This is a genomic window from Flavobacterium amnicola (assembly GCF_004122165.1).
GTDB classification, from domain to species: Bacteria; Bacteroidota; Bacteroidia; order Flavobacteriales; family Flavobacteriaceae; genus Flavobacterium; species Flavobacterium amnicola.
On record NZ_SBKO01000001.1, the window covers coordinates 949331 to 971877 of the forward strand.

General features: G+C 35.9%; 23 protein-coding genes and 1 tRNA gene. 14 read left to right on the forward strand and 10 right to left on the reverse strand.

The window, feature by feature from the left end; translation table 11 throughout:
- Nucleotides 1-103 precede the first annotated feature (103 nt).
- From EQG63_RS04190 to EQG63_RS04205, 4 genes are read left to right on the forward strand one after another with little or no spacing between them, the layout of a single operon-like run.
- Complete coding sequence (locus EQG63_RS04190; RefSeq protein WP_129434733.1) at nucleotides 104-640, forward strand: YfiT family bacillithiol transferase; 537 nt, start codon at nucleotides 104-106, stop codon at nucleotides 638-640.
- Between the two features lie 54 nt (nucleotides 641-694).
- Nucleotides 695-1042: a hypothetical protein gene (locus EQG63_RS04195; RefSeq protein ID WP_129434735.1), complete on the forward strand. Its 348-nt coding sequence runs from the start codon at nucleotides 695-697 to the stop codon at nucleotides 1040-1042.
- 2 nt (nucleotides 1043-1044) lie between these two features.
- Nucleotides 1045-1842: an SDR family oxidoreductase gene (locus EQG63_RS04200; RefSeq protein WP_129434737.1), complete on the forward strand. Its 798-nt coding sequence runs from the start codon at nucleotides 1045-1047 to the stop codon at nucleotides 1840-1842.
- A 15-nt stretch (nucleotides 1843-1857) separates the two neighbouring features.
- Nucleotides 1858-2754: a DMT family transporter gene (locus EQG63_RS04205; protein ID WP_235827805.1), complete on the forward strand. Its 897-nt coding sequence runs from the start codon at nucleotides 1858-1860 to the stop codon at nucleotides 2752-2754.
- A gap of 37 nt (nucleotides 2755-2791) precedes the next feature.
- Here the strand turns inward: EQG63_RS04205 and EQG63_RS12230 are convergent, their stop codons facing one another.
- The 6 genes from EQG63_RS12230 to EQG63_RS04230 all read right to left on the reverse strand — a co-directional run bounded on the left by EQG63_RS12230 (nucleotide 2792) and on the right by EQG63_RS04230 (nucleotide 6794).
- A complete protein-coding gene (locus tag EQG63_RS12230) occupies nucleotides 2792-2962 on the reverse strand; it encodes a hypothetical protein (RefSeq protein WP_164974451.1) in 171 nt (56 codons plus the stop codon).
- A gap of 187 nt (nucleotides 2963-3149) precedes the next feature.
- Nucleotides 3150-3542, reverse strand: coding sequence for a hypothetical protein (locus EQG63_RS04210; RefSeq protein ID WP_129434739.1), 393 nt, complete (start codon nucleotides 3540-3542; stop codon nucleotides 3150-3152).
- A 139-nt stretch (nucleotides 3543-3681) separates the two neighbouring features.
- Nucleotides 3682-3768: transfer RNA gene (locus EQG63_RS04215), tRNA-Ser, on the reverse strand.
- Nucleotides 3769-3812: 44 nt separating this feature from the next.
- The gene (locus tag EQG63_RS04220; RefSeq protein WP_129434742.1) at nucleotides 3813-4841 is read right to left on the reverse strand and encodes an asparaginase; all 1029 of its coding nucleotides are present in this window, start codon (nucleotides 4839-4841) and stop codon (nucleotides 3813-3815) included.
- Entirely contained in the window at nucleotides 4828-5964 is a 1137-nt protein-coding gene (locus EQG63_RS04225) for a 1-acyl-sn-glycerol-3-phosphate acyltransferase (protein WP_129434744.1), read from the reverse strand. The genes EQG63_RS04220 and EQG63_RS04225 overlap by 14 nt, the downstream gene beginning before the upstream one ends.
- Before the next feature lie 62 nt (nucleotides 5965-6026).
- Nucleotides 6027-6794 carry a TatD family hydrolase gene (locus tag EQG63_RS04230; protein ID WP_129434746.1) on the reverse strand — a complete coding sequence of 256 codons (768 nt, stop codon included), beginning with the start codon at nucleotides 6792-6794 and terminating at the stop codon, nucleotides 6027-6029.
- A gap of 144 nt (nucleotides 6795-6938) precedes the next feature.
- On the opposite strand from EQG63_RS04230, the gene rplU reads away from it, so the two are divergent.
- The 3 genes from rplU (at nucleotide 6939) to EQG63_RS04245 (ending at nucleotide 8571) form a co-directional block, all read left to right on the forward strand.
- Nucleotides 6939-7610, forward strand: a complete 672-nt coding sequence (gene rplU / locus EQG63_RS04235; RefSeq protein ID WP_129434748.1) for a 50S ribosomal protein L21 — start codon at nucleotides 6939-6941, stop codon at nucleotides 7608-7610.
- Nucleotides 7611-7640: 30 nt separating this feature from the next.
- Complete coding sequence (rpmA, locus tag EQG63_RS04240; RefSeq protein ID WP_129434750.1) at nucleotides 7641-7901, forward strand: 50S ribosomal protein L27; 261 nt, start codon at nucleotides 7641-7643, stop codon at nucleotides 7899-7901.
- 217 nt (nucleotides 7902-8118) lie between these two features.
- The gene (locus EQG63_RS04245) at nucleotides 8119-8571 is read left to right on the forward strand and encodes a 6-pyruvoyl trahydropterin synthase family protein (protein ID WP_129434752.1); all 453 of its coding nucleotides are present in this window, start codon (nucleotides 8119-8121) and stop codon (nucleotides 8569-8571) included.
- A gap of 18 nt (nucleotides 8572-8589) precedes the next feature.
- Here EQG63_RS04245 and EQG63_RS04250 read toward each other — a convergent pair whose 3' ends face one another.
- From EQG63_RS04250 to EQG63_RS04260, 3 genes are read right to left on the reverse strand one after another with little or no spacing between them, the layout of a single operon-like run.
- A complete protein-coding gene (locus EQG63_RS04250) occupies nucleotides 8590-8979 on the reverse strand; it encodes a hypothetical protein (protein ID WP_129434754.1) in 390 nt (129 codons plus the stop codon).
- Nucleotides 8980-9018: 39 nt separating this feature from the next.
- Nucleotides 9019-9672 (reverse strand): metal-dependent transcriptional regulator, encoded by a 654-nt coding sequence (locus EQG63_RS04255; RefSeq protein ID WP_129434756.1) that lies wholly within the window; start codon nucleotides 9670-9672, stop codon nucleotides 9019-9021.
- Nucleotides 9673-9674: 2 nt separating this feature from the next.
- Nucleotides 9675-11546 carry an Nramp family divalent metal transporter gene (locus EQG63_RS04260; protein WP_129434758.1) on the reverse strand — a complete coding sequence of 624 codons (1872 nt, stop codon included), beginning with the start codon at nucleotides 11544-11546 and terminating at the stop codon, nucleotides 9675-9677.
- 99 nt (nucleotides 11547-11645) lie between these two features.
- Here EQG63_RS04260 and EQG63_RS04265 point away from each other — a divergent pair, with 99 nt between their 5' ends.
- From EQG63_RS04265 to mgtE, 7 genes are all read left to right on the forward strand, one after another.
- On the forward strand, nucleotides 11646-13943 hold the full coding sequence (locus EQG63_RS04265; protein WP_129434760.1) for a TonB-dependent receptor: 2298 nt from the start codon (nucleotides 11646-11648) through the stop codon (nucleotides 13941-13943).
- Nucleotides 13943-14404, forward strand: coding sequence for a thioredoxin family protein (locus tag EQG63_RS04270; RefSeq protein ID WP_129434762.1), 462 nt, complete (start codon nucleotides 13943-13945; stop codon nucleotides 14402-14404). Before EQG63_RS04265 ends, EQG63_RS04270 begins: the two co-directional genes overlap by 1 nt.
- A 72-nt stretch (nucleotides 14405-14476) precedes the next feature.
- Nucleotides 14477-15748 (forward strand): serine--tRNA ligase, encoded by a 1272-nt coding sequence (gene serS, locus EQG63_RS04275; RefSeq protein ID WP_129434764.1) that lies wholly within the window; start codon nucleotides 14477-14479, stop codon nucleotides 15746-15748.
- Nucleotides 15749-15824: 76 nt separating this feature from the next.
- Entirely contained in the window at nucleotides 15825-17666 is a 1842-nt protein-coding gene (locus EQG63_RS04280; protein WP_129434766.1) for a tetratricopeptide repeat protein, read from the forward strand.
- Nucleotides 17667-17766: 100 nt separating this feature from the next.
- Nucleotides 17767-18078: a DUF4286 family protein gene (locus EQG63_RS04285; RefSeq protein ID WP_129434768.1), complete on the forward strand. Its 312-nt coding sequence runs from the start codon at nucleotides 17767-17769 to the stop codon at nucleotides 18076-18078.
- Nucleotides 18079-18188: 110 nt separating this feature from the next.
- Entirely contained in the window at nucleotides 18189-18968 is a 780-nt protein-coding gene (gene rsmA / locus EQG63_RS04290; RefSeq protein WP_129434770.1) for a 16S rRNA (adenine(1518)-N(6)/adenine(1519)-N(6))-dimethyltransferase RsmA, read from the forward strand.
- Nucleotides 18958-20310, forward strand: a complete 1353-nt coding sequence (gene mgtE / locus EQG63_RS04295; protein ID WP_129434772.1) for a magnesium transporter — start codon at nucleotides 18958-18960, stop codon at nucleotides 20308-20310. Before rsmA ends, mgtE begins: the two co-directional genes overlap by 11 nt.
- A 143-nt stretch (nucleotides 20311-20453) precedes the next feature.
- Here the strand turns inward: mgtE and feoB are convergent, their stop codons facing one another.
- Nucleotides 20454-22547, reverse strand: coding sequence for a ferrous iron transport protein B (gene feoB, locus EQG63_RS04305; protein WP_129434776.1), 2094 nt, complete (start codon nucleotides 22545-22547; stop codon nucleotides 20454-20456).

Consider the following 22547-nt stretch of genomic DNA (forward strand, 5'->3'; position numbering starts at 1 on the left):
TTCAAAAGTTATTCGGTTAAAATACGTTTAATTTCGGTTGTAATTATTTGTTGTCGTTTGTAAGTGGAAATTTCATTATATTTGGATACTCAACAAACTAACAATGAATATAGAAAAACTAAGGTTTCCCATCGGTCCATTTCATTTTAATCCCGATGTCACAACAACTGAATTTGAAAATTGGAAAATGACTATCAAAAATTTTCCTCAAAAAATAAAAGAAGTAGTGGCGACGCTATCAACAGAAGAATTGCAATGGCGATACCGTCCGGAGGGTTGGAAAATCAAACAAGTGGTACACCATTGTGCCGATAGTCATATGAATGCTTTGATTAGAGTTAAGCTGACGTTAACGGAAGAATCACCCACGATCCGACCGTATGAAGAACAGCTTTGGGCCGAATTGGAAGATGGTTTGTCGGATGATTTAGGCGCTTCGATTCAAATTTTGGAAGGGGTACATCATCGGTGGTCTACAGTTATTGATAGTTTACAACCAAAGGATTGGGAGAAAATGTATTTTCACCCTGCCAGTCAAAAATTGTTTACATTAAAAGAAATGTTAGGATTGTATGCTTGGCATTGTGAGCATCATTTAGCACATATTTATCAAGCATTACACTATAAAGGAGAATTTTAGTATGAAAAATGGGTGTCTTCGAGAGCCTCAGGCAACAATAGTAAAGAATATAGTATGAAGAATTGCTTAGAATGCGGCGAAAAAATCGTTGGAAGAGAAGATAAAAAGTTTTGTAGTGATGGCTGTCGGAATGCCTATAATAACAAAATGAATAAGGACAGTACAAATTTGATGCGCAACATCAATAACAAACTGCGGAAAAATTATAGAATTCTATCTGATTTGAATCCAGAGGGAAAATCGAAAACAACTCGTTCCAAATTGTTGAGTAAAGGATTTGATTTTGAATTTTGCACCTCTATTTATACTACAAAAACCGGAAATGTGTATTATTTTTTATACGATCAAGGGTATATGGCGTTGGAAAATGAAGGGTATGTGTTGGTCAAAAAAGATTCTTAATTATGAATGTAAGTATTTTAGGTTGTGGTTGGTTGGGATTCCCGTTAGCAAAACGACTGATAGAAAATGGCTTTTCGGTAAATGGATCGACAACTTCAATTGCGAAATTGAAAGTTTTAGAAGAAGAAAACATTGTTCCTTTTTTAATTGAACTGTCGGAAGAAAAAATAATAGGTACTATTTCCGATTTTCTATCGAATGCTGACGTTTTGATAATTGACATTCCGCCGAAATTGAGAGGAGAACAGAAGGAAAACTTTGTGCGAAAAATTCAGAATTTGATTCCGCATATTGAAACATCCAAAATTGAAAAAGTGCTTTTTGTGAGTTCAACCTCAGTATATGGAGAGGATGAAGCAATTGTAACTGAAGAAACGATTCCTTGTCCGGACACTGAAAGTGGTAAACAATTGGCGCAAGTCGAAAAAATACTGAAATTCAATCCGAATTTCAAAACGACCGTTTTGCGTTTTGGTGGTTTGATTGGAGCCGACAGACACCCCATAAAGTTTTTAGCAGGAAAGGAAAATCTTGAAAACCCCAATGCACCCGTTAATTTGATTCATCAAAAGGATTGCATTGCCCTAATTGAAAAAATAATTAGCATGGACTGCTTTGCAGAAGTTTTTAATGCCGTGGCGCCATTTCATCCAACTCGAAAAAATTATTATACGAAAAAGGCATTAGAATTACATTTGGAAGTTCCAAAGTTCAAAGAGCATTCTGAAAAAGGAAAAATAATCGATTCGACTAAAATAATCACGTTGTTAAATCATTCGTTTGCGTTAGATTTGTACTAAAATTACATCAAATCATTGAAACCAATTCAAAAAATAAAAGCATTAGGATTGCCCATGTTGGCCTTAATTTGGATTAGTTTCTTTTGGGGAACCACTTGGCTAGCCAGCAAAGAAGGTGTAAAACACATGCCTGCCTTACAATTGGCGGCGATTCGACAGTTTTTAGGAGCTGTTTTTTATATTTCCTTTTTCCTATTTAAAAAAACGCCTTGGCCTAAAGGCAAACAATGGAAAACGATTCTGATTTTAAGTGTTTTAAATTTTGTATTGAGTAATGGATTAAGCACTTGGGGGGTGAAATATATTTCTAGTGGTTTGGGCGCTATTATTGGTGCGATTTTTCCACTATGGATTGTAGTGATTAGCTTTTTTAACGGTGAACGATTGTCAAAATTAGCTTTGGTAGGATTGTTGACTTGTTTTGGTGGAGTTTGTGTTGTCTTTTCCGATTATTTGACTGATTTTTTTAAACCTGATTTCCAATTTGGAATTCTGCTTTCGGTAATCGCAACCATTACCTGGGCTTTCGGAAGTTTGTACACCAAGAAAAAAGCGGCCAGTTTTAATCCGTATTTTAGTTTGGGATTGCAAATGTTGATTTCCAGTATTTTGCTTTTTGCGTATACGGGTGCCACAGGAACTTCGGTGGCGATTACTCAAATCCCGGCACAAGCGTGGTGGGCCATTGGGTATCTAGTGGTTTTTGGTTCCATAACGACATTTATCGCTTTTATTTATGCCTTACAACATCTTCCTACCGAAATTAGCAGTATTTACGCGTATATCAATCCGATAATTGCCGTTATTTTGGGTGCATTTATTTTCAACGAGCCGCTTACTTTTACCTTAATTGTTGGGGTTTTGGTAGTGTTGTTGGGAATTTATTTGGTGAATAAAGCCATAAAGAGGTAGGGGTATTTCAACCCAAATGTTCCAATATGATAACCTTTCAGTTAAATGGATCCTTATCGTTAACTTCTGTTTCTTGAGTTTTAGGATATTCATTATTAAACTTTTCTTCCAATTCTTTTCTGTCTTTTTCATTTCGAAAAAAAAGAAATCGAATCAAAATAAAACTTCCAATAATGACAATACCGATGTAAAAATAATACGTTTCCATGGCGGAACTTTTTACTAAAGTTAGTTAATTTTCAATGAATTAATGTTACTATAATATTAATTTTATGAACTAGAAATAGAAAAATCCCACTCGACTGACTAAAAATTCAATTGATAAATATGTGCATGAACTCAAATATATTGTTTTAAATGTAAAAAGCCAGTTCTTAATTCGAACTGGCTTTTATTTAATTGATTTTTATTTGTTTGTATTGATAATCATTACCATATCGGGAATCCTCAAGCATAAGTAATGTGGGAGTGAGATTAATTATCTTATAGTTTAGGGTAGGAATATCTAAAGTAGGGTAGTTTTCTTTAATTTCCTGAGTAGCTACATTTAAAACATATATACCAAGATGACTATTTTGACTAACAAATAAACAAGTATTATTGTCGAAATATGTCGTTGTTGCTTGTTGAGTGTCTTTTTGCCAATCACTCCAAATACCACTTGAGCTTTTTACTCTATACTCAACTGTTTTCCATGTACCCAATAAGGGGTTAGTAAGCTTGTTGTCATCTTTATTACAAGAAAGTAATATTAATACTAGACTAAATAATGTAATTAGTTTTTTCATAAATACGGTTTAATTTCAATTTTGTTCTGGCACATATTGTCGTTAATCACAGCCATACATAATATGATTCATATAGTGTCTGGATAGAACTTTTGTAAATAAACAAAAAAACCAAAACGAACGTTTTGGTTTTTCTTAGCAGAGAGGAAGGGATTCGAACCCTCGATACAGTTACCCATATACTAGCTTTCCAGGCTAGCTCCTTCAACCACTCGGACACCTCTCTAAATTATTTTGCAAATAAAGTTTAAAAAATTGACTTTTGAAAGATTAATTCATCTCTCCGCGCAAAGAAGTTTCAAATAGGGTTTTAAATGCGCTCGTCGCCACCTTTTGTCCCAACAAATACATTAATTTGGTAATGGCAGCTTCGGTGGTAATGTCTTTTCCAGATATGACGCCAATTTGTTTGAGTTGCGAACTGGTTTCATAATGTCCCATGTTCACGCTTCCACCCGAACATTGGGTAACATTAATAATATGAATGCCTTTTTTTATAGCTTCTTCTAGTAGTTGTACAAACCAATCTTCGGTAGGGGCATTTCCCGCTCCGTAGGTTTCCAAAATAATTCCTTTTAAATTTTCAGTTGAAAGAATCGCTTTCATAACCTTCGCATTGATACTTGGAAATATTTTTACGATGGCTACATTGTCATCAAATTCGGTGCGGACTTCCAATTTTTTATCGTTGGATTGTAGTAACAATTGCTCACTCACGTTCAGATGTACTCCCGATTCGACCAAGCAAGGAAAATTAGGGGATGTAAATGCGTTGAAATGTTCGGCGCTAATTTTGGTCGTACGATTTCCTCTGTATAATTTGTATTCAAAATACAAGCAGACTTCTGTAATAACAGGTTTTCCTTTTTGTTGTAACGAAGTAACTTGAATAGCGGTAATTAAATTTTCTTTGGCATCGGTGCGTAAATCACCAATCGGCAATTGAGAACCTGTAAAAATCACAGGTTTTGTTAAATTTTCCAACATAAAGCTCAACGCAGAAGCCGAATACGACATTGTATCAGAACCATGAAGAACTACAAATCCGTCATAACTGTCGTAATTTTCTTTTATGATCGTGGCTATTTTGACCCATTCTTCAATATTCATATTGGAAGAATCGATAGGAATTTCAAACGAAATGGTTGCAATGTTACAATCTAACAGCTTTAACTCTGGAATATTTTTGAGTAATTTATTAAAGTTGAAGGCTTTCAAAACACCCGAATCGGCATCTTTCACCATCCCGATAGTTCCTCCGGTATAAATCAGTAAAATATTGGGTTTAGAGCTTGTCATAATATTTTAATTTATTCACCACAGGATTGGCGTACATCGCAAGAAAACTTTCTTTCATTTGTTCGTTTTTACCATCGATACGCATTTCTAAGCGACGCTCGAACAATGATTTTTCTTGTTCGGTATAGTTATCGGCAAAACGATCGGTAGCATTTAGCAAATCGTAAGCGATAAAATTCGTAGGCCATAATTTATAGGACTTCAAAATGGAATCATCTATTGCTTGTGTCAATGCTTGAATTTGCTTGTTGGTGTTCGAATTTTCAAGTTTTATGGTTTCCAATTCAGTATTTAAAACATCTCCCACATGTATGTGAATGTGTTTTTTCTGACCTAGAATACCGCCAAGAATGTTGTTGAAGTCTTCGTTGGATGTTTTCTTGTAAATTTCATTGTTCGCTTCGGCCATCAATTGAGGCATTTTCAAAGCGTCGGTCGGGTCGTATTCATATGAAATAGAAACCGGAACAATTTTGATTTCTTTAAAATAATCAATAGCACTTCTGTCGCCAGCAGCCATTGCAAGCATTTTTAAAACACCTGAGTGGGTAGCGTCGTTGCCGTCTTTGGTTCTTCCTTCACGTTGTGCGATCCAAACCGAACGGTTTTCACGAAGCAATAACTGCTCCATGTATTCAGACATTAATTGTGAGCTTTGTAGTAATTCTCTCGGTGGTAAACCACGTTGTACCAAAAAATTTCGATTGAGACGGGATAATGATTTTAAAAAATCTTTTTTTACCAAATTGTCTCCAATAGCTGAGGCAGTCATGACCAAACCATGATCAAACAGTGCAATATTGAGCAAAGAAGTATCCAAAATAATATCACGGTGATTCGATATGAATAAATAGGAGGTGTTCGGTTCTAATTTTTCGAATCCAGAAGTGGATAGGCCGTCAGAACTTTTTTGAAGCACTTTTTGAATGGCTTCATAGATAAAGTTACACTGAAAATCACGGATGGAATGTGTTTTTCTAAGTTGGGTTTTCCAAACTTCATCTTCCACATCCGGAAAAGTAAATTGCATCATTGCCTTCAGGATCGGATGATTGATTCCGCTTTGAATGGCTTGATTTACTTCGGCATCGTAATACGGTCGAATGGCATCGAATTTTGACATTTCAATTTAAATTTTCTCACACAAAAGAACGAATTTTTTTTTAAACCGTTGTAAAGCCTATGTTATATTCCAAAAACAGCTTGGGAGTTTTCGGTAGTAATCCTTGCGATTTCAGCAACAGGAAGATTGTAAATTTCGGCTAATTTTTGAGCAACTAAAGTGATATAGGCACTTTCATTACGCTTTCCGCGGTGTGGTGCTGGCGCTAAATACGGAGCGTCGGTCTCGAGTACAATATGTTTGAGGTCGATTTGATTCAGAAATTGGTCGATTTTTCCATTTTTGAAAGTCACTACACCACCAATTCCTAATTTCATTCCGTAGGAAATGGCTTTTAAGGCTTGTTCGTAATCGCCCGAAAAACAATGAAAAATTCCGAATAAATCGTCGCTCTTTTCTAATTCTAGCACTTCAAAAATTTCATCAAAAGCCTCTCGACAATGAATATTAATAGGTAATTTATACTTTTTTGCCAATTGAATTTGACGTTGGAAGGCTACTTTTTGAATTTCCAAAGTCGTTTTGTCCCAATACAAATCGATTCCGATTTCGCCAACCGCGTAAAACTTTCTTTTTTCGAATTCCGCTTCTATAAAAGCCAATTCTTCTAAATAATTCTCTTTAACGTAACACGGATGCAAACCCATCATTAAAAACACATTTTCTGGATATTGCTTTTCCAAATCATACATGCGTTGGACATATGTCGAATCGATAGCCGGAATAAAAAAACGAGAAACACCATTAGAAATGGCTTTTTGGATCATTTCGTCGCGATCCTCGGCAAATTGAGAAGAATATAAATGGGTATGGGTATCGGTAAGTGTCATTTTGTGAATTTGAGAAGCAAAAGTAATTAGATTTGAAGAAGATTAAAGCGCTATAAAACAGAAAATTAATTATTTTTCATTCACTACTTGCGGGTTTGATAAATAGTTGTATATTTGCAACCTTAAAATTAATAAACATTTGTTATGTACGCAATCGTAGAGATAGCAGGGCAACAATTTAAAGTAAGCAAAGACCAAAAAGTTTATGTTCACCGTTTATCAAACGAAGAAGGTTCAAAAGTATCTTTTGACAAAGTTCTTTTATTAGATGATAATGGAAACGTGACTCTAGGCGCCCCAGCTATAGAAGGTGCTTCTGTAGAAGCTAAAGTGTTACAACACTTAAAAGGTGATAAGGTAATCGTTTTCAAAAAGAAAAGAAGAAAAGGTTACAAAAAGAGAAATGGTCACAGACAATATCTTACTCAAATTTTAGTTGAAGGAATTTCTGCTACTGGTGGAAAAAAAGCTGCTGCTCCTAAGAAAGAAGCTGCTCCTAAAGCTGAAAAATTAGTGGATGCTCCTGTAGAAGCTAAAGCTCCAAAAGCTAAAGCTGCTAAAGCTGATGATTTAAAAATTATCGAAGGTATTGGTCCTAAAGCTGCTGAAGTATTAGTTGCTGCTGGAATTGACACTTTCGCTAAATTAGCAAAAGCTAAAGTTGAAAAAATCAATGAGATTTTAGATTCAGCTGAAGCTAAAGTACAACATTTAGATCCAACAACTTGGGGGCAACAAGCTCAATTAGCTGCGGATGGTAAAATGGACGAATTAAAGAAATTACAAGATGAATTAAACGGCGGTAAAGCAGTTTAATTAGTACTAACTTATAAAACCTAAAACATCATGGCTCACAAGAAAGGTGTCGGTAGTTCGAAGAATGGTAGAGAATCAGAATCGAAACGTTTAGGCGTTAAGATTTATGGTGGTCAAGCGGCAATCGCTGGAAATATCATTGTAAGACAAAGAGGTTCAAAACACAATCCAGGCGAAAACGTTTACATGGGTAAAGATCATACTTTACACGCTAAAGTGGCTGGAGTAGTGAAATTTCAGAAAAAAGGTGATAACAAATCATTCGTTTCTGTAGTTCCATTTGAAGCATAGTCTTTAAGAACATAAAAGATTAAAACGTCCAATTTATTGGGCGTTTTTTTATTTATATAAAGCCACGAATACACGAATTTTTTTGTTATTCGTGTATTGGTGGCTAAATATTTAGCTCTGCATTAATTTTAAGAATTCTTAATGCTTTATAATTTGAATTTTAAAATATTCGTGTATTCGTGGCTAAATATTTACCTTTGCAATAAGAATTGAGATTATGAGTAAAATACGAATCACCAAGCAGTTTAGTTTCGAAACCGGTCACGCCTTATTTGGCTATGATGGGAAATGCAAAAATGTACACGGACACAGTTACAAACTTTCCGTGACGGTTATTGGAACCCCAATTACAGATAGAAACAATGTGAAATTCGGAATGGTGATCGATTTTACCGATTTAAAAAAGATTGTCAAAGAAGATATTGTAGACATCTTTGATCATGCTACGGTATTCAATGCTACGACTCCGCATTTGGAATTGGCCAACGAACTTAAAACACGTGGTCATCACGTGATATTAGTCGATTACCAGCCAACTAGTGAAAACATGGTGATTGATTTTGCTCAAAAAATAAAAAGCCGCCTACCAGAAGGAATCGCCTTGCACTCGTTACGTCTTCAAGAAACCGAATCTTCTTTTGCGGAATGGTTTGCGAGTGATAATGCTTAGTGGTAAACCAAAAATATACTAGTCTAGTTTTAAGAAATAGTCTTCTGCCTTGACAGAAACGCCTTCTTTCGGATAGGGTATGACCGTAATACTTTTAAGAGGTGTTTTGGTTTCCGGTAAATACTTTGTAAACCAAGCCATAATTTCGTCTTGATTCGTCGGACTTAAAGTGAGTTGTTTTTGTGCTACTACTTTTCCGTTATCATAAGCTGCGACTTCAAAACTTACTTCGCCAGCCCAAACACACTGAACATTTTCGGGACAACGCGAATCATTAATCAGCTTTACTAAAACAATTTCTTTAGTGGTTTTCGAATCCAATTTCTGATTGATTTCGGTTATTGCTTTTTGACAAGAACAACTGGTTAATGATGTCGTTATGAAGATTAGAAACAGCAACTTTTTCATGAGTGTTATTTTTAGATTACATTAAATATAAGCGCTTTCTTATACTTTTCGAACAAAAAGATTACTGGCTATTTTGTTCGAAATCGTCATTTCATTTCCGTTGATACTGATTTTTAAAGACAAATCGAAGATTTCACGGGACTTGATTTCAATTTTTGAGCCTAAAGAAATCCCTTGCTTGTCTAAATATTGCAAAAATTCAGAGGAAGTATCTTTCACACCCACACATATTCCAGTTTGTTTTTCTTGCAATTCGGAAAGCAATTGTTTTTCTACTTTTATGATATTTCCTTCGGCATTCGGGATAGGATCGCCATGAGGATCTTCGGTTGGAAAGTTTAAAAAGGCATCCAATTTATTGACTAATTGCTCCGATTTGATATGCTCTAACTGTTCAGCAATATCATGTACTTCATCCCAAGAAAAAGCTAGTTTTTCCACCAAAAAAACTTCCCACAAACGGTGTTTTCTCACAATCATTTTAGCCGAATGCAAGCCTTTGTTTGTCAAGGAAACGCCTTGGTATTTTTTATAATGTACCAAGTCTTTATCGGCCAATTTTTTTAGCATATCAGTCACCGAAGAGGCTTTGGTTTCCATTTTTTCGGCGATGGCATTAGTGCTAATTTCATTTTCCAACACTGAAGTCAGATGATAGATGGCTTTTAAATAATTTTCTTCCGAATGTGTCATTTTTAAATCTTTACAATAAACAATGGAATGGAAATGGCATGGCGTAATTTGTCAACGGTTGTACCAAAAAGCAAGTCTTTAAGTCCGCTATGGCCGTGTGTCCCCATCACTAAAATGTCGAAGGTGCCCTCGTTAATAATTTTCGGGATGGCTTTGTTCGGTTTTCCAAATCCTAAAACCGTTTCCACTTTAAATCCTTTTTCAGAAAGCATGGTTTTGTAATCTTTCAATAATTTTTCGTCAATAGTGGTTTCGCAATCTTCTATATTATCTCCATACATCATCGCGCCAACGGTTTCAACGATATGAATCAAAGTATACTTGGCGTCTTTTCCACCCAACTCAAACGCATGGTTGATGGCCACTTCATCGGCAGTTGAAAAATCGACCGAAACAGCAATGTTCTTTTTATTGGAAGTTGTGGTGGGTGAAAATTGTAATTTCAAATGGTGTGGCGAGTGGTTTAAAATGTTGGCTTTTGGTTTTGAGATGAATGGTTTAAAAACGATATACAATAACAAGAGTAAGAAACCTATGGCTAAAGGAACCACAGTAAGCCACAATAGCGTTGGATTTTCGGAAGTTTCTAATAAGCCAACAATTTCCGAATAGACTAATTTTGCATTCAAGGAAACGATAACTAAAGCGATTAACCAAGCGGCAACTTGGGTGGTTCTGCCAATATGAAATCCTTTCATTTTTGTTTTATCACTTACAAAATGAATTAAAGGAATAATGGCAAATCCCAATTGCAAACTTAGAATCACCTGACTTAAAATCAGCATTTTTCCCGTTACACTTTCGCCAAAAATAGAGATGACAATTACGGCCGGAACAATTGCAATTAAACGGGTTATGATACGGCGTACCCAAGGCTGAATGCGTAAATTTAAATAGCCTTCCATAATGATTTGACCTGCCAAGGTTCCCGTTATGGTGGAACTTTGTCCGGCGGCAATTAAAGCTACTGCAAATAAAATAGGTGCCCATTTGTTGCCCAACAGTGGTTCTAACAAGCGATGAGCATCTTGAATTTCGGCAACATTATACATTCCGGCTTTGTAAAATGTCGCGGCTGCTAAAATCAAAATTGCCGCGTTGACAAAAAATGCTAAATTTAAAGCTATAGTCGAATCAATAAAATTGTACTTCAACGCCTGCAAAATACCTTTTTTGCTACGGTCAAATTTTCGCGTTTGCACCAAAGAGGAATGCAAGTATAAATTATGAGGCATTACAGTTGCGCCAATAATTCCAATAGCAATGTACAAGGCGCCTTCACCAGGTAGGGATGGAACTAATCCTGTAATTACTTTTCCCATTTCTGGTTGTGCAAAAATCATTTCAAAAACAAAGGAAAATCCTACGATGGCGACTAAAGCTATGATAAAAGCTTCCATTTTACGAATTCCTTTATTGATTAAGAAGAGCAATAAAAAAGTATCCAAAACGGTAATAATTACGCCATTAATAAGTGAAATATCAAAAAGCAAATTCAAACCAATAGCCATTCCTAATACTTCCGCCAAATCACAAGCCGCAATAGCAATTTCTGCTAAAAAATAGAGGACGTAATTGATGAATTTTGAATAAGTTTCGCGTGATGCTTGTGCTAAATCTCGTTGTGTTACAATTCCCAATCGGGCACTCAAACTTTGCAAAAGCAAGGCCATGATGTTACTCATTAACAATACCCAAATCAAAGCATAACCAAACTGACTACCTCCAGCCAAATCGGTCGCCCAATTTCCCGGATCCATATAGCCCACACTTACCAAATACGCTGGACCGAAAAAAGCCAATATTTTTCTAAAAACAGTGGTTTTATTTTGTGTCGAAACCGATTCGTGTACTTCTTCTAACGATTTGCTCATAAATCAAAATTTGAGAAACAAATGTAGTAAATTTTTTTTAGTGAAATATATTTTTTAGTTTTGTCTAAAAATTTATTTATAATAGTATAAATTTCAATTGTGAAAAAACTAATTTTGATTTTTGGTATTCTTTTGAGTACTGTTTTGAATGCCCAAACTAAAGTAAAAGGAGTTGTTTCTTCTGATGGAATTACTTTTGAAAATGTGGAAGTAACGCTCGATAAAACCCAAAAAACGAAAACAGATAGTGATGGAAAGTATCAATTTGAAAAGGTAGTGTTAGGAAACCATGAAATTACGGTGGTATTTGAAGCCTTTCAAAAACAGAAACAAAAAATTGTAGTCAAAGACACGCTTGATATTATCTTTAATTTTGAATTGATTGCCGAAAAAGAAAAATCCAACGGACTTGATGAGGTCGTGATTACAGGAACTTTAAAACCGGTCAGTCGATTGGAAAGCGCGGTCCCTGTGGAAGTGTTTAAACCATCCTTTTTTAAAAAAAATCCAACCGCTAATATTTTTGAAGCTTTACAGAATGTAAATGGAGTGCGACCACAGTTAAATTGCAATGTGTGTAATACCGGAGATATTCATATTAACGGTTTGGAAGGGCCTTATACTTTGGTTTTAATTGATGGAATGCCTATTGTGAGTGGACTTTCAACGGTCTACGGATTGTCGGGAATTCCGAATTCATTATTGGAACGAATTGAAGTTGTAAAAGGTCCCGCTTCGTCACTTTATGGAAGTGAAGCAGTCGGCGGATTGATCAATATTATCACCAAAAACCCAAAAAACGCGCCACTTTTTTCAGTTGATGGTTTTTCGACTAGCTGGGGAGAAGCCAATTTGGATATTGGAGCCAAATTCAATTTGGGGAAAACAGCTTCGGTATTAACTGGGGTGAATTATTTCAACTATTCGAATCCGATTGATAATAACAAGGATAATTTTACCGATGTAACCTTGCAAGATCGAATCTCGGTGTTTCAAAAATGGAATCTCAATCGTAAAAGCAACAAATTACTGTCTTTAGCTGGACGTTATTTTTATGAAGACCGATGGGGTGGCGAAATGCAATGGGAGAAAAAGTACCGTGGCGGAAACGAAGTCTATGGGGAAAGTATCTACACTAAACGTTGGGAATTGTTAGGGGCTTATGAGCTTCCAGTAAAAGAAAAAATGCTCTTTTCGTTTTCGTATACTGATCATGAACAAAATTCAGTATATGGAGATATTCCATATTTAGCGCAACAAAAGATAGGCTTCGGTCAATTAACTTGGGATAAAAAAATCAACAATCACGATTTTCTTTTGGGAACAGCCATGCGTTATCACTATTATAATGACAACACTACCGCTACGATACAGACTGATGAAAATTGGATTCCTAGTCTATTTGTTCAAGATGAAATTCACTTGGCCAAGAAACACAATTTATTGCTTGGGGCGCGTTACGATTATAACAGCAATCATGGTAGTATTTTCACACCACGATTGGCTTATAAATGGAAAATTAGCGACAATGATATATTTCGTTTCAATACCGGTACCGGTTTTCGAATTGTAAATTTATTTACCGAAGAGCATGCGGCGCTTACCGGTTCTCGTGATGTTCTCGTTTTGGAAGACTTAAAACCGGAGCGTTCCTATAATGCCAATGTGAATTTTCTGAAAAAATTTTTTACGGATAATGGAGGTTTTATCGGTTGGGAAAGTACCGCTTGGTATACTCATTTTACCAATTCGATTATTCCCGATTATGACACGAATCCGAATCAGATTATTTATAAAAATTTGGATGGTTATGCCGTTACCAAAGGATTGAGTACCAATATCGATATGGTTTTCCAAAACGGATTAAAATTTATTTTGGGGGCGACGTATATGGATGTTGCGAAAACCGAAAATGGAGTTACAACCCGTCAAATGTTAACTGAAAAATTCACAGGTACCTGGTCGATATCCTATCGAATTCCGAAATTTTTCTTAGATATCGATTACACAGGGAATGTATATGGTCCGATGCGATTACCAACGTTAGGAATTACGGATCCGAGAAAAGAGTTTTCACCCACTTGGAGTATTCAAAACATTCAATTTACCTACAATAAATTAAAAAATATTGAAATCTATTTAGGAATCAAGAATTTACTGAATTGGACACCGAACAAAGGCAATCCTTTTATCATCGCCAGAGCTAACGATCCATTCGATAAAAATGTGCAAATTTCCGATGGAACTGCTATTAGTATATACGGACAACCAGTGCCAAAAGGACAAGTAGTAGCTACCGCAGATAATCCTTACGCGTTAACCTTCGATCCGGGTTATGTGTATGGTCCTAATCAAGGGATGAGAAGTTTTATAGGATTGCGATACAATCTGAAATAATGAAAAAAATAAGTATCATTTGGCTTTTTTTACTCTTTACCTTTCCTTTTTTTGGGCAGCTGAAATCGTATTCGTTTTCGGAAGTGGAAAAGTTAAACAAAATAACACCAAAACCTACTTTGGTTTTTGTGCATACATCTTGGTGCAACTATTGTAAAATAATGGAAAACAGTACGTTTAAAAATCAGGAAGTAATACAGCAGCTGAATGAAAACTTTTATTTTGTTTCGCTAGACGCAGAAGTGCCATCGGATATTACTTTTCTCAATCATACCTTTAAATTCAGACCCACAGGACCAAAGACAGGAGTGCACGAGCTGGCTACCGAATTAGCCACCATCAATAACAAAGTAATGTACCCTACAATTGCCATTTTAGATGCTTCTTTTGCGATTCTTTTTCAAAAACAGTCGTACTTAAATGCAGAAGAATTGCTTTCGATTCTGCAAAAAATAAAATAGATTCCAATTTTTTAATTTTTCTGATTTCCTCATCAAATATTACTAAATTTGCGTTCTTATAAAAATTAAGTCATGTTACAAATCGCAGTTATTAGAGAAAAAAGGGAAGAAGTGATTAAGGCCTTAGCCAAAAGAAATTTTGATGCTACTGCTATCGTTGATTCTGTAATTGCACTAGACGAAAAACGTCGTGCAACACAAGTAGAATTAGATAATATCTTAGCCGAATCTAATAAACTGTCCAAAGATATTGGCGAAATGATGAAAGCGGGCGAAAAAGCCAAAGCTGAAATTTTAAAAGAAAAAACAACGCAACTTCGTGAAAAAGGAAAAGAATTAACCGAAACTGTTGGGGTGTTAGCGGAAGAATTAACACTAGAATTATACAAATTACCCAATACTCCTGCGGAAATTGTTCCTGCGGGTAAAACAGCCGACGATAATTTGAATGTTTTTGAAGAAGGAGAAGTACCAAAGTTACACGAAGGTGCTTTGCCTCATTGGGATTTGATTAAAAAATACGACATCATCGATTTCGAATTAGGAACGAAAATTACAGCACCAGGGTTTCCGGTTTACAAAGGAAAAGGAGCCAAATTACAACGGGCGCTAATTTCGTATTTCTTAGATAAAAATACGGATGCGGGTTATCAAGAAGTACAAGTGCCACACTTGGTAAATGAAGCATCGGCGTATGGAACAGGACAATTGCCAGACAAAGAAGGTCAAATGTACCACGATGCTAAAGACGATTTGTATTTAATTCCGACAGCGGAAGTTCCAGTAACAAATATTTATCGCGATGTGATTTTACAAGAAAGCGAATTGCCAGTTACAGTGACAGGTTACACACCATGTTTCCGTCGTGAGGCGGGTTCTTGGGGAGCGCATGTTCGTGGATTAAATCGTTTACACCAATTTGACAAAGTAGAAATCGTTCGTATCGAACATCCCGATAATTCACATGCTGCTTTAGACGTTATGGTTGAGCATGTTAAAGAAATTATGCGTGAACTAAAATTGCCTTTCCGTGTATTGCGTCTTTGTGGTGGTGATATGGGATTTGCTTCAGCTTTGACCTATGATTTTGAGGTATTCTCAACCGCACAAGACCGTTGGTTGGAAATTTCATCGGTATCTAATTTCGAAACTTTCCAGGCAAATCGCTTGAAATTACGTTTTAAAGGAAAAGATGGTAAAACACAATTGGCACACACGCTTAATGGAAGTTCATTAGCCTTGCCACGTGTATTGGCTGGAATTCTTGAAAATTATCAAACGCCGGAAGGTATTGTTATTCCAGAAGTATTGCGAAAATATACAGGTTTCGATATTATAAACTAGTTTCTTAACGAAAACACAATATGTACTAAAGTGGCAAAATTATTGCTATCTTTAGTACATTCTTTTTTTAGGAATTATGCGGATTTTTGTAAGTATTTTATTGTTGTTCTCTTCGCTAGTAGTAGCGCAGGAATTTTCGGTTACGCCTTTGCCAGGAGGTAACCCGCAAGCGCATACCCAACAACGACCTCCTGCTAATGAGCAATTGGCTCAGAATTATTTTGATAGAGGGGAATTCGACAAAGCCATTTTGATTTATGAAGAATTGGTTAAAAGCAGTCCAAACAATTATCAATTTTTTCAAAAAGAAATAATTTGTTATCAGCAATTGAAGCAGTTCGAAAAAGCGGAAGAAATCATCCAATCTCGTATTAGCCGACTTAAATACCCGAATCTCTTTGTCGAATTGGGCTATAATTATCAATTGCAAAAAATGCAGGATAAAGCCGATAAAAATTACAAGATTGCTTTAAATAAAATAAACGAAAATCCAGATAATGTTTATGCAGTGGCGCGAGATTTTGAACAAAAAACATTGATTTCTCAGGCCGTTCAAGCGTATCAATTAGGACAGCAATTAAATCCAAACGTTAATTTCGATTATCAAATCGCCATGTTACAAGGGCAATTGGGAAACATCGATTTAATGATTAATTCATTGGTGGATTATGCTTATAAGTTCCCGACCAATATTGTTTTGGTTCAAAATTCGTTACAACGTTTTCTTACAGAAGATCATACTAAAGTGTTTTCGGATGCTTTGCGAAAAGCCTTGTTGCTTCGCACGCAAAAAACACAAGATATTTTCTGGAACGAATTCATGAGTTGGTATTTTGTGACCCAAAAAGAGTATGGAAAAGCATTCATTCAAGAAAAAGCAATTTATAAAAGAAGTCCCGATAATTTTGATAAAATCTTAAGTCTAGCTAGGTTAGCCTCAGGAGAAAAGGAAAAATTGGTGGAACGAGAAATTCTAGAATTTGTTTTGGCCAATACCCAACATCCCGATGTAATTATTGATGTCAATTGTGCTGTATTGGAAATGGATATCGAAAAAGCAACTACGGTAGAATATCCAGTTATTTCTCAAAAAATAGCTGCCTTGTTACAGCAGTATGGATGGTCTTCCACTACCATTAAATTGCAAATTCTAAAAGCACATTTTGATGCTTTTTATTTGAAGCAATTTGATTCGGCTAAAAATACGCTCACAAAAGCTTTGGATTTGCCGTTGAACATTTATCAAAAAGCGGAAGTAAAACTAGAATTGGCTGATATTTTATTGTTGGACGAAAAATTCAATCAAGCCATCATCTATTATGCCCAAGTTGAAAGCGACTTAGAAAATGATCAAGTAGCGCACCAAGCCAGCTTAAAAATGGCAAAAGCCAGTTATTTTAAAGGCGATTTCGAATGGGCACAAAAACAGTTTAAAGTGCATAAGTCCTCTACTTCGCAGTTGATTGCCAACGATGCCATGGAATACTTTTTATTAATTTCCGATAATACGGTTGAGGATTCGACACAAGTAGCGTTGAAAAAATTCGCAAAAGCCGATTTTCTTGCCTACCAGAACAAAAACACCGAAGCTTTACAAGCTTTTAAAGCTATTTTGGAACAACATAAAGGCGAAGCTATTGAGGATGAAACCTTGCTTAAAATAGGCGAATTGTATGAAAAGCAAAATCAATTTACCGAAGCATTATCCTATTACCAACAAATCATCGACAAGCATTCCGAAGACATCTATATAGACGAAGCCTTGTTCTATTCGGCAGAAATTAATAGGAAACACATTCTAGACAATGAAAAAGCAAAGAGTTTATACGAGAAAATCTTGTTCAATCATCAAGATAGTATTTACTTTGTAGAATCTCAAAACAATTATAGGAAATTGCGAGGAGATGCCAATTTATAAATTAAGACTACTTAGACTTTTAGATTAATTAGACCTTTTAGACAGCAATCTAAAATGTCTAAGAAGTCCAACTATCCAAGAAGTCTAATAATCCAAAAATATGATATTATATAACGTTACCATCAACATACACGAAAGCGTGCACGACCAATGGATGCATTGGATGCAAAACAAACACATTGCCGATGTTTTGGCAACAGGAAAATTTACATCCGCGCGTATGGTGAAAGTTTTAGTAGAAGAAGAAATGGGAGGAACCACGTATTCCATTCAATACACTACCGATAGTAAAGAAACCCTAGAAAAATATTATACCGAAGATGCGCCAAGACTTCGCGAAGAAGGACATCAGTTGTTTGGAGACAAAATGTTGGCGTTTCGCACGGAATTGGAATTGATTTCAGAACACTAAAAATAGAAAGTTAGACTTGCTTAGACTTTGCAGACTAACTTAGATTCTTTTGAATCTAAAAATTAACAAGCTAGAAGTCTAATTATCTAACCATCCAAGAAGTCTAAATAATGGATAAAGTAAAAGCAAAAAAACACCTCGGACAGCATTTCCTTAACGATGAAAGCATCGCACAACGCATTGCTGATTCTTTAACCCTTAACGGCTATAAAAAAGTATTGGAAATTGGTCCAGGTATGGGTGTTTTGACCAAATATTTGCTCGATAAACCCATTGAGACCTACGTGATAGAAATCGATACCGAATCGGTGGACTATTTGCGTACGCATTATTTAAAATTAAGTGATAAAATCATTTCTCAAGATTTTTTAAAATATGATATTTCTAAGGATTTAGGTAATGAACCTTTTGCCATCATTGGAAATTTCCCTTACAATATCTCGACCCAAATTGTATTCAAAACCTTGGAACTTCGTGATCAAATTCCCGAATTTTCTGGAATGTTTCAAAAAGAAGTCGCCGAACGTATTTGCTCCAAAAAAGGAAGTAAAGTCTATGGTATTTTATCGGTACTGGCGCAAGCTTTTTATGATGTGGAATACTTGTTCACCGTTGATGAACACGTGTTTACACCGCCACCCAAAGTAAAATCGGGTGTGATGCGAATGATTCGAAAAGAAAATTACCAGTTGCCTTGCAGCGAAAAATTATTGTTTACTGTGGTGAAAACGGCTTTCAATCAACGCAGAAAAACATTAAGAAATAGTTTAAAATCGCTAAACCTTTCGGATAGTTTGCGAAATGATAGTATCTTTGACCTCCGTCCGGAACAAATTTCGGTCGAACAATTCATAGAACTCACTCAAAAAATCGCAGCCGATGGAGTTTAAAATCAGCCAAGAATTTATTGCTCAAGTGGAGCAACTTATTACCGAAAATCGTGCGCAAGAACTAGAAGTCTTGTTGCAGGATATTCACTTTGCTGATATTGCTGATATTTTGGATGAACTGGATGATTACGGTGCCAGTTATGTCTTTAAATTACTCGATTCTGAAACGACTTCCGAAGCCCTTTTGGAATTAGATGATGAGGTGCGTGAAAAAATCCTTCGTAACCTTTCTGCCAAAGAAATTGCAGAAGAAATTGACGAGTTAGATACCGATGATGCGGCTGATATTATTGCCGAATTACCGCAATCTAAAAAGGAACAGGTAATTTCCGAGTTAGAAGACGTTGAACACGCTAAAGATATTGTCGAACTTTTACGTTACGATGAAGATACGGCAGGTGGATTAATGGGGAAGGAGTTGGTGAAAGTTAATGAAAATTGGAATGTACTGACTTGTGTCAAAGAAATGCGTCATCAAGCGGAACATGTGCAACGCGTACATTCTATTTATGTGGTGGATGATGAAGATCGATTAAAAGGACGTCTTTCGCTAAAAGATTTATTGACGACTTCTACCAAAACACCGATTAGTGAAGTATACATCAAAAAAGTGGACTATGTAAAAGTAGATACTAAAGATGTTGAGGTCGCTCGTATCATGCAAAAGTATGACTTGGAAGCCATTCCGGTAGTAGATGAAATGGGCTGTTTGGTAGGACGTATTACCATTGATGACATTGTAGACGTAATTAAAGACGAAGCCGATAAAGATTACCAGTTAGCTGCAGGTATCTCGCAAGACGTAGAGGCGGATGATAGTATTCTGGAACTCACCCGTGCACGTTTGCCTTGGCTAGTTTTGGCCTTGTTTGGAGGTTTTATTTCGGTGAAATTACTAGGTTTGTTCGAAGGTGCCATGAAAGACCACGGTGGATTATTTTTCTTTACACCGCTTATTGCCGCGATGGCTGGAAATGTTGGGGTGCAATCTTCGGCAATTATAGTGCAAGGTTTGGCCAATAATACCATTAGTGGTTCCATCTTAAACCGATTACTAAAAGAAATTTCGTTGAGCTTACTAAACGGAACAATACTTGCCGTCATTTTATTTACAGGAAGTCATTTCCTACTTGGAGTAGATATTAATTTAGGAATTACCGTAACGGTTTCTTTAATATCCGTAATTATAATTGCTTCCCTGATTGGTACTTCCATCCCATTGTTGCTTGATAAATTCGGAATCGATCCCGCTTTGGCTACCGGACCGTTTATTACTACTAGTAATGATATTTGCGGAATCTTGATTTACTTTTCTATTGCCAAAGCAATTCTAGGATTTTAAATAGTTGTCGTTAATTGTATGGAAACACTAATTGCAACCGCAATCGTTCCCGCAATTGTTTTTCGGTTTCTTTTTCCCAAAGAATTTTTTGTACAGAAAAAAAACTGCGATAATTAATAAACCTATTGCGATTATTTCTTGTATCATCGTAGTAATTGATACGCAATTAATGCGGTTAAATACGCAAACCCCGACATGAAAATTAACTGTGCTAAAGGCCATTTCCAGGAATTGGTTTCTTTTTTAGTGATGGCTAATGTACTCATGCATTGCATGGCAAAAGCATAAAACAACAACAAGGAAATTCCTGAGGCCAGATTAAAAAGTTTTTCACCCGTTCTCGGATTGATTTCTTCGGCTAATTTTTGCTTTATGGTAACTTCTTGGTTTTCAGAATCTTCAATACTGTAAATAGTAGCTAAAGTTCCCACAAAAACTTCTCTTGCGGCAAAGGATGTCACAATGGCGATACCAATTTTCCAATCGTATCCCAAAGGAGCAATAGCCGGTTCAATGGTTTTACCCATAATTCCAATATAGGAATTTTCTAGTTTAAATGAGGCAATCTTAGATTCCAAATGCTCAGGAGCCACTTTTTGAGAAGTGACAATTTTATCAGCATTTTTGAAATTATCGCCAGGGCCGTAAGAAGCTAAAAACCATAAAACGATAGAAAGGGCCATGATGATTTTTCCGGCACCAAAAACGAATGATTTGGTTTTTTCAATCACATTTATCGCTACGTTTTTAAACATCGGCATTTTGTAATTGGGCATTTCAACAACGAAATACGATTTCGACTCTATTTTTAAGGTTTTATGCAGCACATAAGCTGAAATAAAAGCCATAGTAAAACCAATCAAATACATGAACATTAAGGCAAAACCTTGCATGTTGAAAAGGTATAAAATGCGTTTATTCGGTACAATCATCGAAATGATAATAGCATACACCGGTAATCTTGCCGAACAAGTGGTGAATGGCGTCACTAAAATAGAAATCAGACGTTCTTTCCAGTTTTCAATATTTCTAGTTGCCATAATGGCTGGAATAGCACAAGCTGTGCCTGAAATCAATGGCACGACACTTTTACCCGATAATCCAAACTTACGCATCGATTTATCCATTAAAAACACCACGCGGCTCATATAACCACTTTCTTCTAAAATCGAAATAAACAAAAACAGAAACGCAATTTGTGGAATAAAAATGATAATTCCCCCAAGTCCCGGAATGATACCTTGGGTAATTAAATCGGTTAGAATTCCCTTTGGCAAAATAGTGGTTGTCCAAGAAGCCAAAGAGGCAAAACTACTATCAATAAAATCCATAGGAACACTCGCCCAATCAAAAATAGCTTGGAAAATAACCATTAAAATCAAGAAGAAAATGACATAACCAAAGACCTTGTGCATCAAAATGCGGTCGAAAGTACTTCTCAAATCTTTGGCGCTTGACAAATCGATAGTTTGCCCCACTTTCAAAGTATCGTTGATGAATTGGTATCTTTTTATGGTTTCCTTGTGCTGTAATCGTTTGAGTTGGTCTTTCGATTTGGTAAAAGAAGGGTTTGGAAGTTCTTTTCGGTCTAAATTCACAAAATTGACATCTTGAGTTATGACCAACCATAATTTATAAAGTGATTGGTTCGGAAACGCACGGCGTAAATTTCCAAAATAATCGGTGTCGATTTCGGAAGCGTTCAAACAAGGTTCGGTTGGAATACTTCTAAAGTTGACGATTAGATTTTTTAATTCTTCAATGCCTTCTCCTTTTCGAGAACTAGTTAAGGCAATTTTGGTTTTGAGTGTTTTCTCCAGAAACGGAATATCTAATGAAATGCCTTTGTATGTCATTCTATCCGCCATATTGATCACCAAAATCGTCGGAATTTCAAGATCTTTAATTTGGGTAAAAAGGAGTAAATTTCTTTTTAGATTTTCCACTTCTGTCACTACAATAGCAACATCCGGATAGTCTTTGTCATTTTTATTTAAAAGGAGTTCGATAACGACATTTTCGTCCAGTGAACTTGCATTCAAGCTATACGTTCCGGGTAAATCAAGAATCGTTGCTTTAAGGTTGGAAGCGAGTTTACAAACGCCTACTTTCTTTTCTACTGTGATACCTGGATAGTTTCCAACTTGTTGGTTAAGTCCTGTTAATTGGTTAAAAACAGAGGTTTTTCCAACATTCGGATTTCCAATTAAAGCGATGTTTATATTTCCAACTTTCAT

Excerpts from the sequence above, each read along its gene's own strand:
- EQG63_RS04270 (WP_129434762.1), top strand. The coding sequence starts at position 13,943 with ATGAAAAAAATAAGTATCATTTGGCTTTTTTTACTCTTTACCTTTCCT.
- EQG63_RS04210 (WP_129434739.1), bottom strand. The coding sequence starts at position 3,542 with ATGAAAAAACTAATTACATTATTTAGTCTAGTATTAATATTACTTTCT.
- EQG63_RS04200 (WP_129434737.1), top strand. The coding sequence starts at position 1,045 with ATGAATGTAAGTATTTTAGGTTGTGGTTGGTTGGGATTCCCGTTAGCA.
- EQG63_RS04195 (WP_129434735.1), top strand. The coding sequence starts at position 695 with ATGAAGAATTGCTTAGAATGCGGCGAAAAAATCGTTGGAAGAGAAGAT.
- EQG63_RS04190 (WP_129434733.1), top strand. The coding sequence starts at position 104 with ATGAATATAGAAAAACTAAGGTTTCCCATCGGTCCATTTCATTTTAAT.
- EQG63_RS04225 (WP_129434744.1), bottom strand. The coding sequence starts at position 5,964 with ATGTCAAAATTCGATGCCATTCGACCGTATTACGATGCCGAAGTAAAT.
- rplU (WP_129434748.1), top strand. The coding sequence starts at position 6,939 with ATGTACGCAATCGTAGAGATAGCAGGGCAACAATTTAAAGTAAGCAAA.
- EQG63_RS04280 (WP_129434766.1), top strand. The coding sequence starts at position 15,825 with ATGCGGATTTTTGTAAGTATTTTATTGTTGTTCTCTTCGCTAGTAGTA.
- serS (WP_129434764.1), top strand. The coding sequence starts at position 14,477 with ATGTTACAAATCGCAGTTATTAGAGAAAAAAGGGAAGAAGTGATTAAG.
- mgtE (WP_129434772.1), top strand. The coding sequence starts at position 18,958 with ATGGAGTTTAAAATCAGCCAAGAATTTATTGCTCAAGTGGAGCAACTT.
- EQG63_RS04220 (WP_129434742.1), bottom strand. The coding sequence starts at position 4,841 with ATGACAAGCTCTAAACCCAATATTTTACTGATTTATACCGGAGGAACT.
- EQG63_RS04260 (WP_129434758.1), bottom strand. The coding sequence starts at position 11,546 with ATGAGCAAATCGTTAGAAGAAGTACACGAATCGGTTTCGACACAAAAT.
- EQG63_RS12230 (WP_164974451.1), bottom strand. The coding sequence starts at position 2,962 with ATGGAAACGTATTATTTTTACATCGGTATTGTCATTATTGGAAGTTTT.
- rsmA (WP_129434770.1), top strand. The coding sequence starts at position 18,189 with ATGGATAAAGTAAAAGCAAAAAAACACCTCGGACAGCATTTCCTTAAC.
- EQG63_RS04250 (WP_129434754.1), bottom strand. The coding sequence starts at position 8,979 with ATGAAAAAGTTGCTGTTTCTAATCTTCATAACGACATCATTAACCAGT.
- EQG63_RS04285 (WP_129434768.1), top strand. The coding sequence starts at position 17,767 with ATGATATTATATAACGTTACCATCAACATACACGAAAGCGTGCACGAC.
- feoB (WP_129434776.1), bottom strand. The coding sequence starts at position 22,547 with ATGAAAGTTGGAAATATAAACATCGCTTTAATTGGAAATCCGAATGTT.
- EQG63_RS04255 (WP_129434756.1), bottom strand. The coding sequence starts at position 9,672 with ATGACACATTCGGAAGAAAATTATTTAAAAGCCATCTATCATCTGACT.
- rpmA (WP_129434750.1), top strand. The coding sequence starts at position 7,641 with ATGGCTCACAAGAAAGGTGTCGGTAGTTCGAAGAATGGTAGAGAATCA.
- EQG63_RS04230 (WP_129434746.1), bottom strand. The coding sequence starts at position 6,794 with ATGACACTTACCGATACCCATACCCATTTATATTCTTCTCAATTTGCC.
- EQG63_RS04245 (WP_129434752.1), top strand. The coding sequence starts at position 8,119 with ATGAGTAAAATACGAATCACCAAGCAGTTTAGTTTCGAAACCGGTCAC.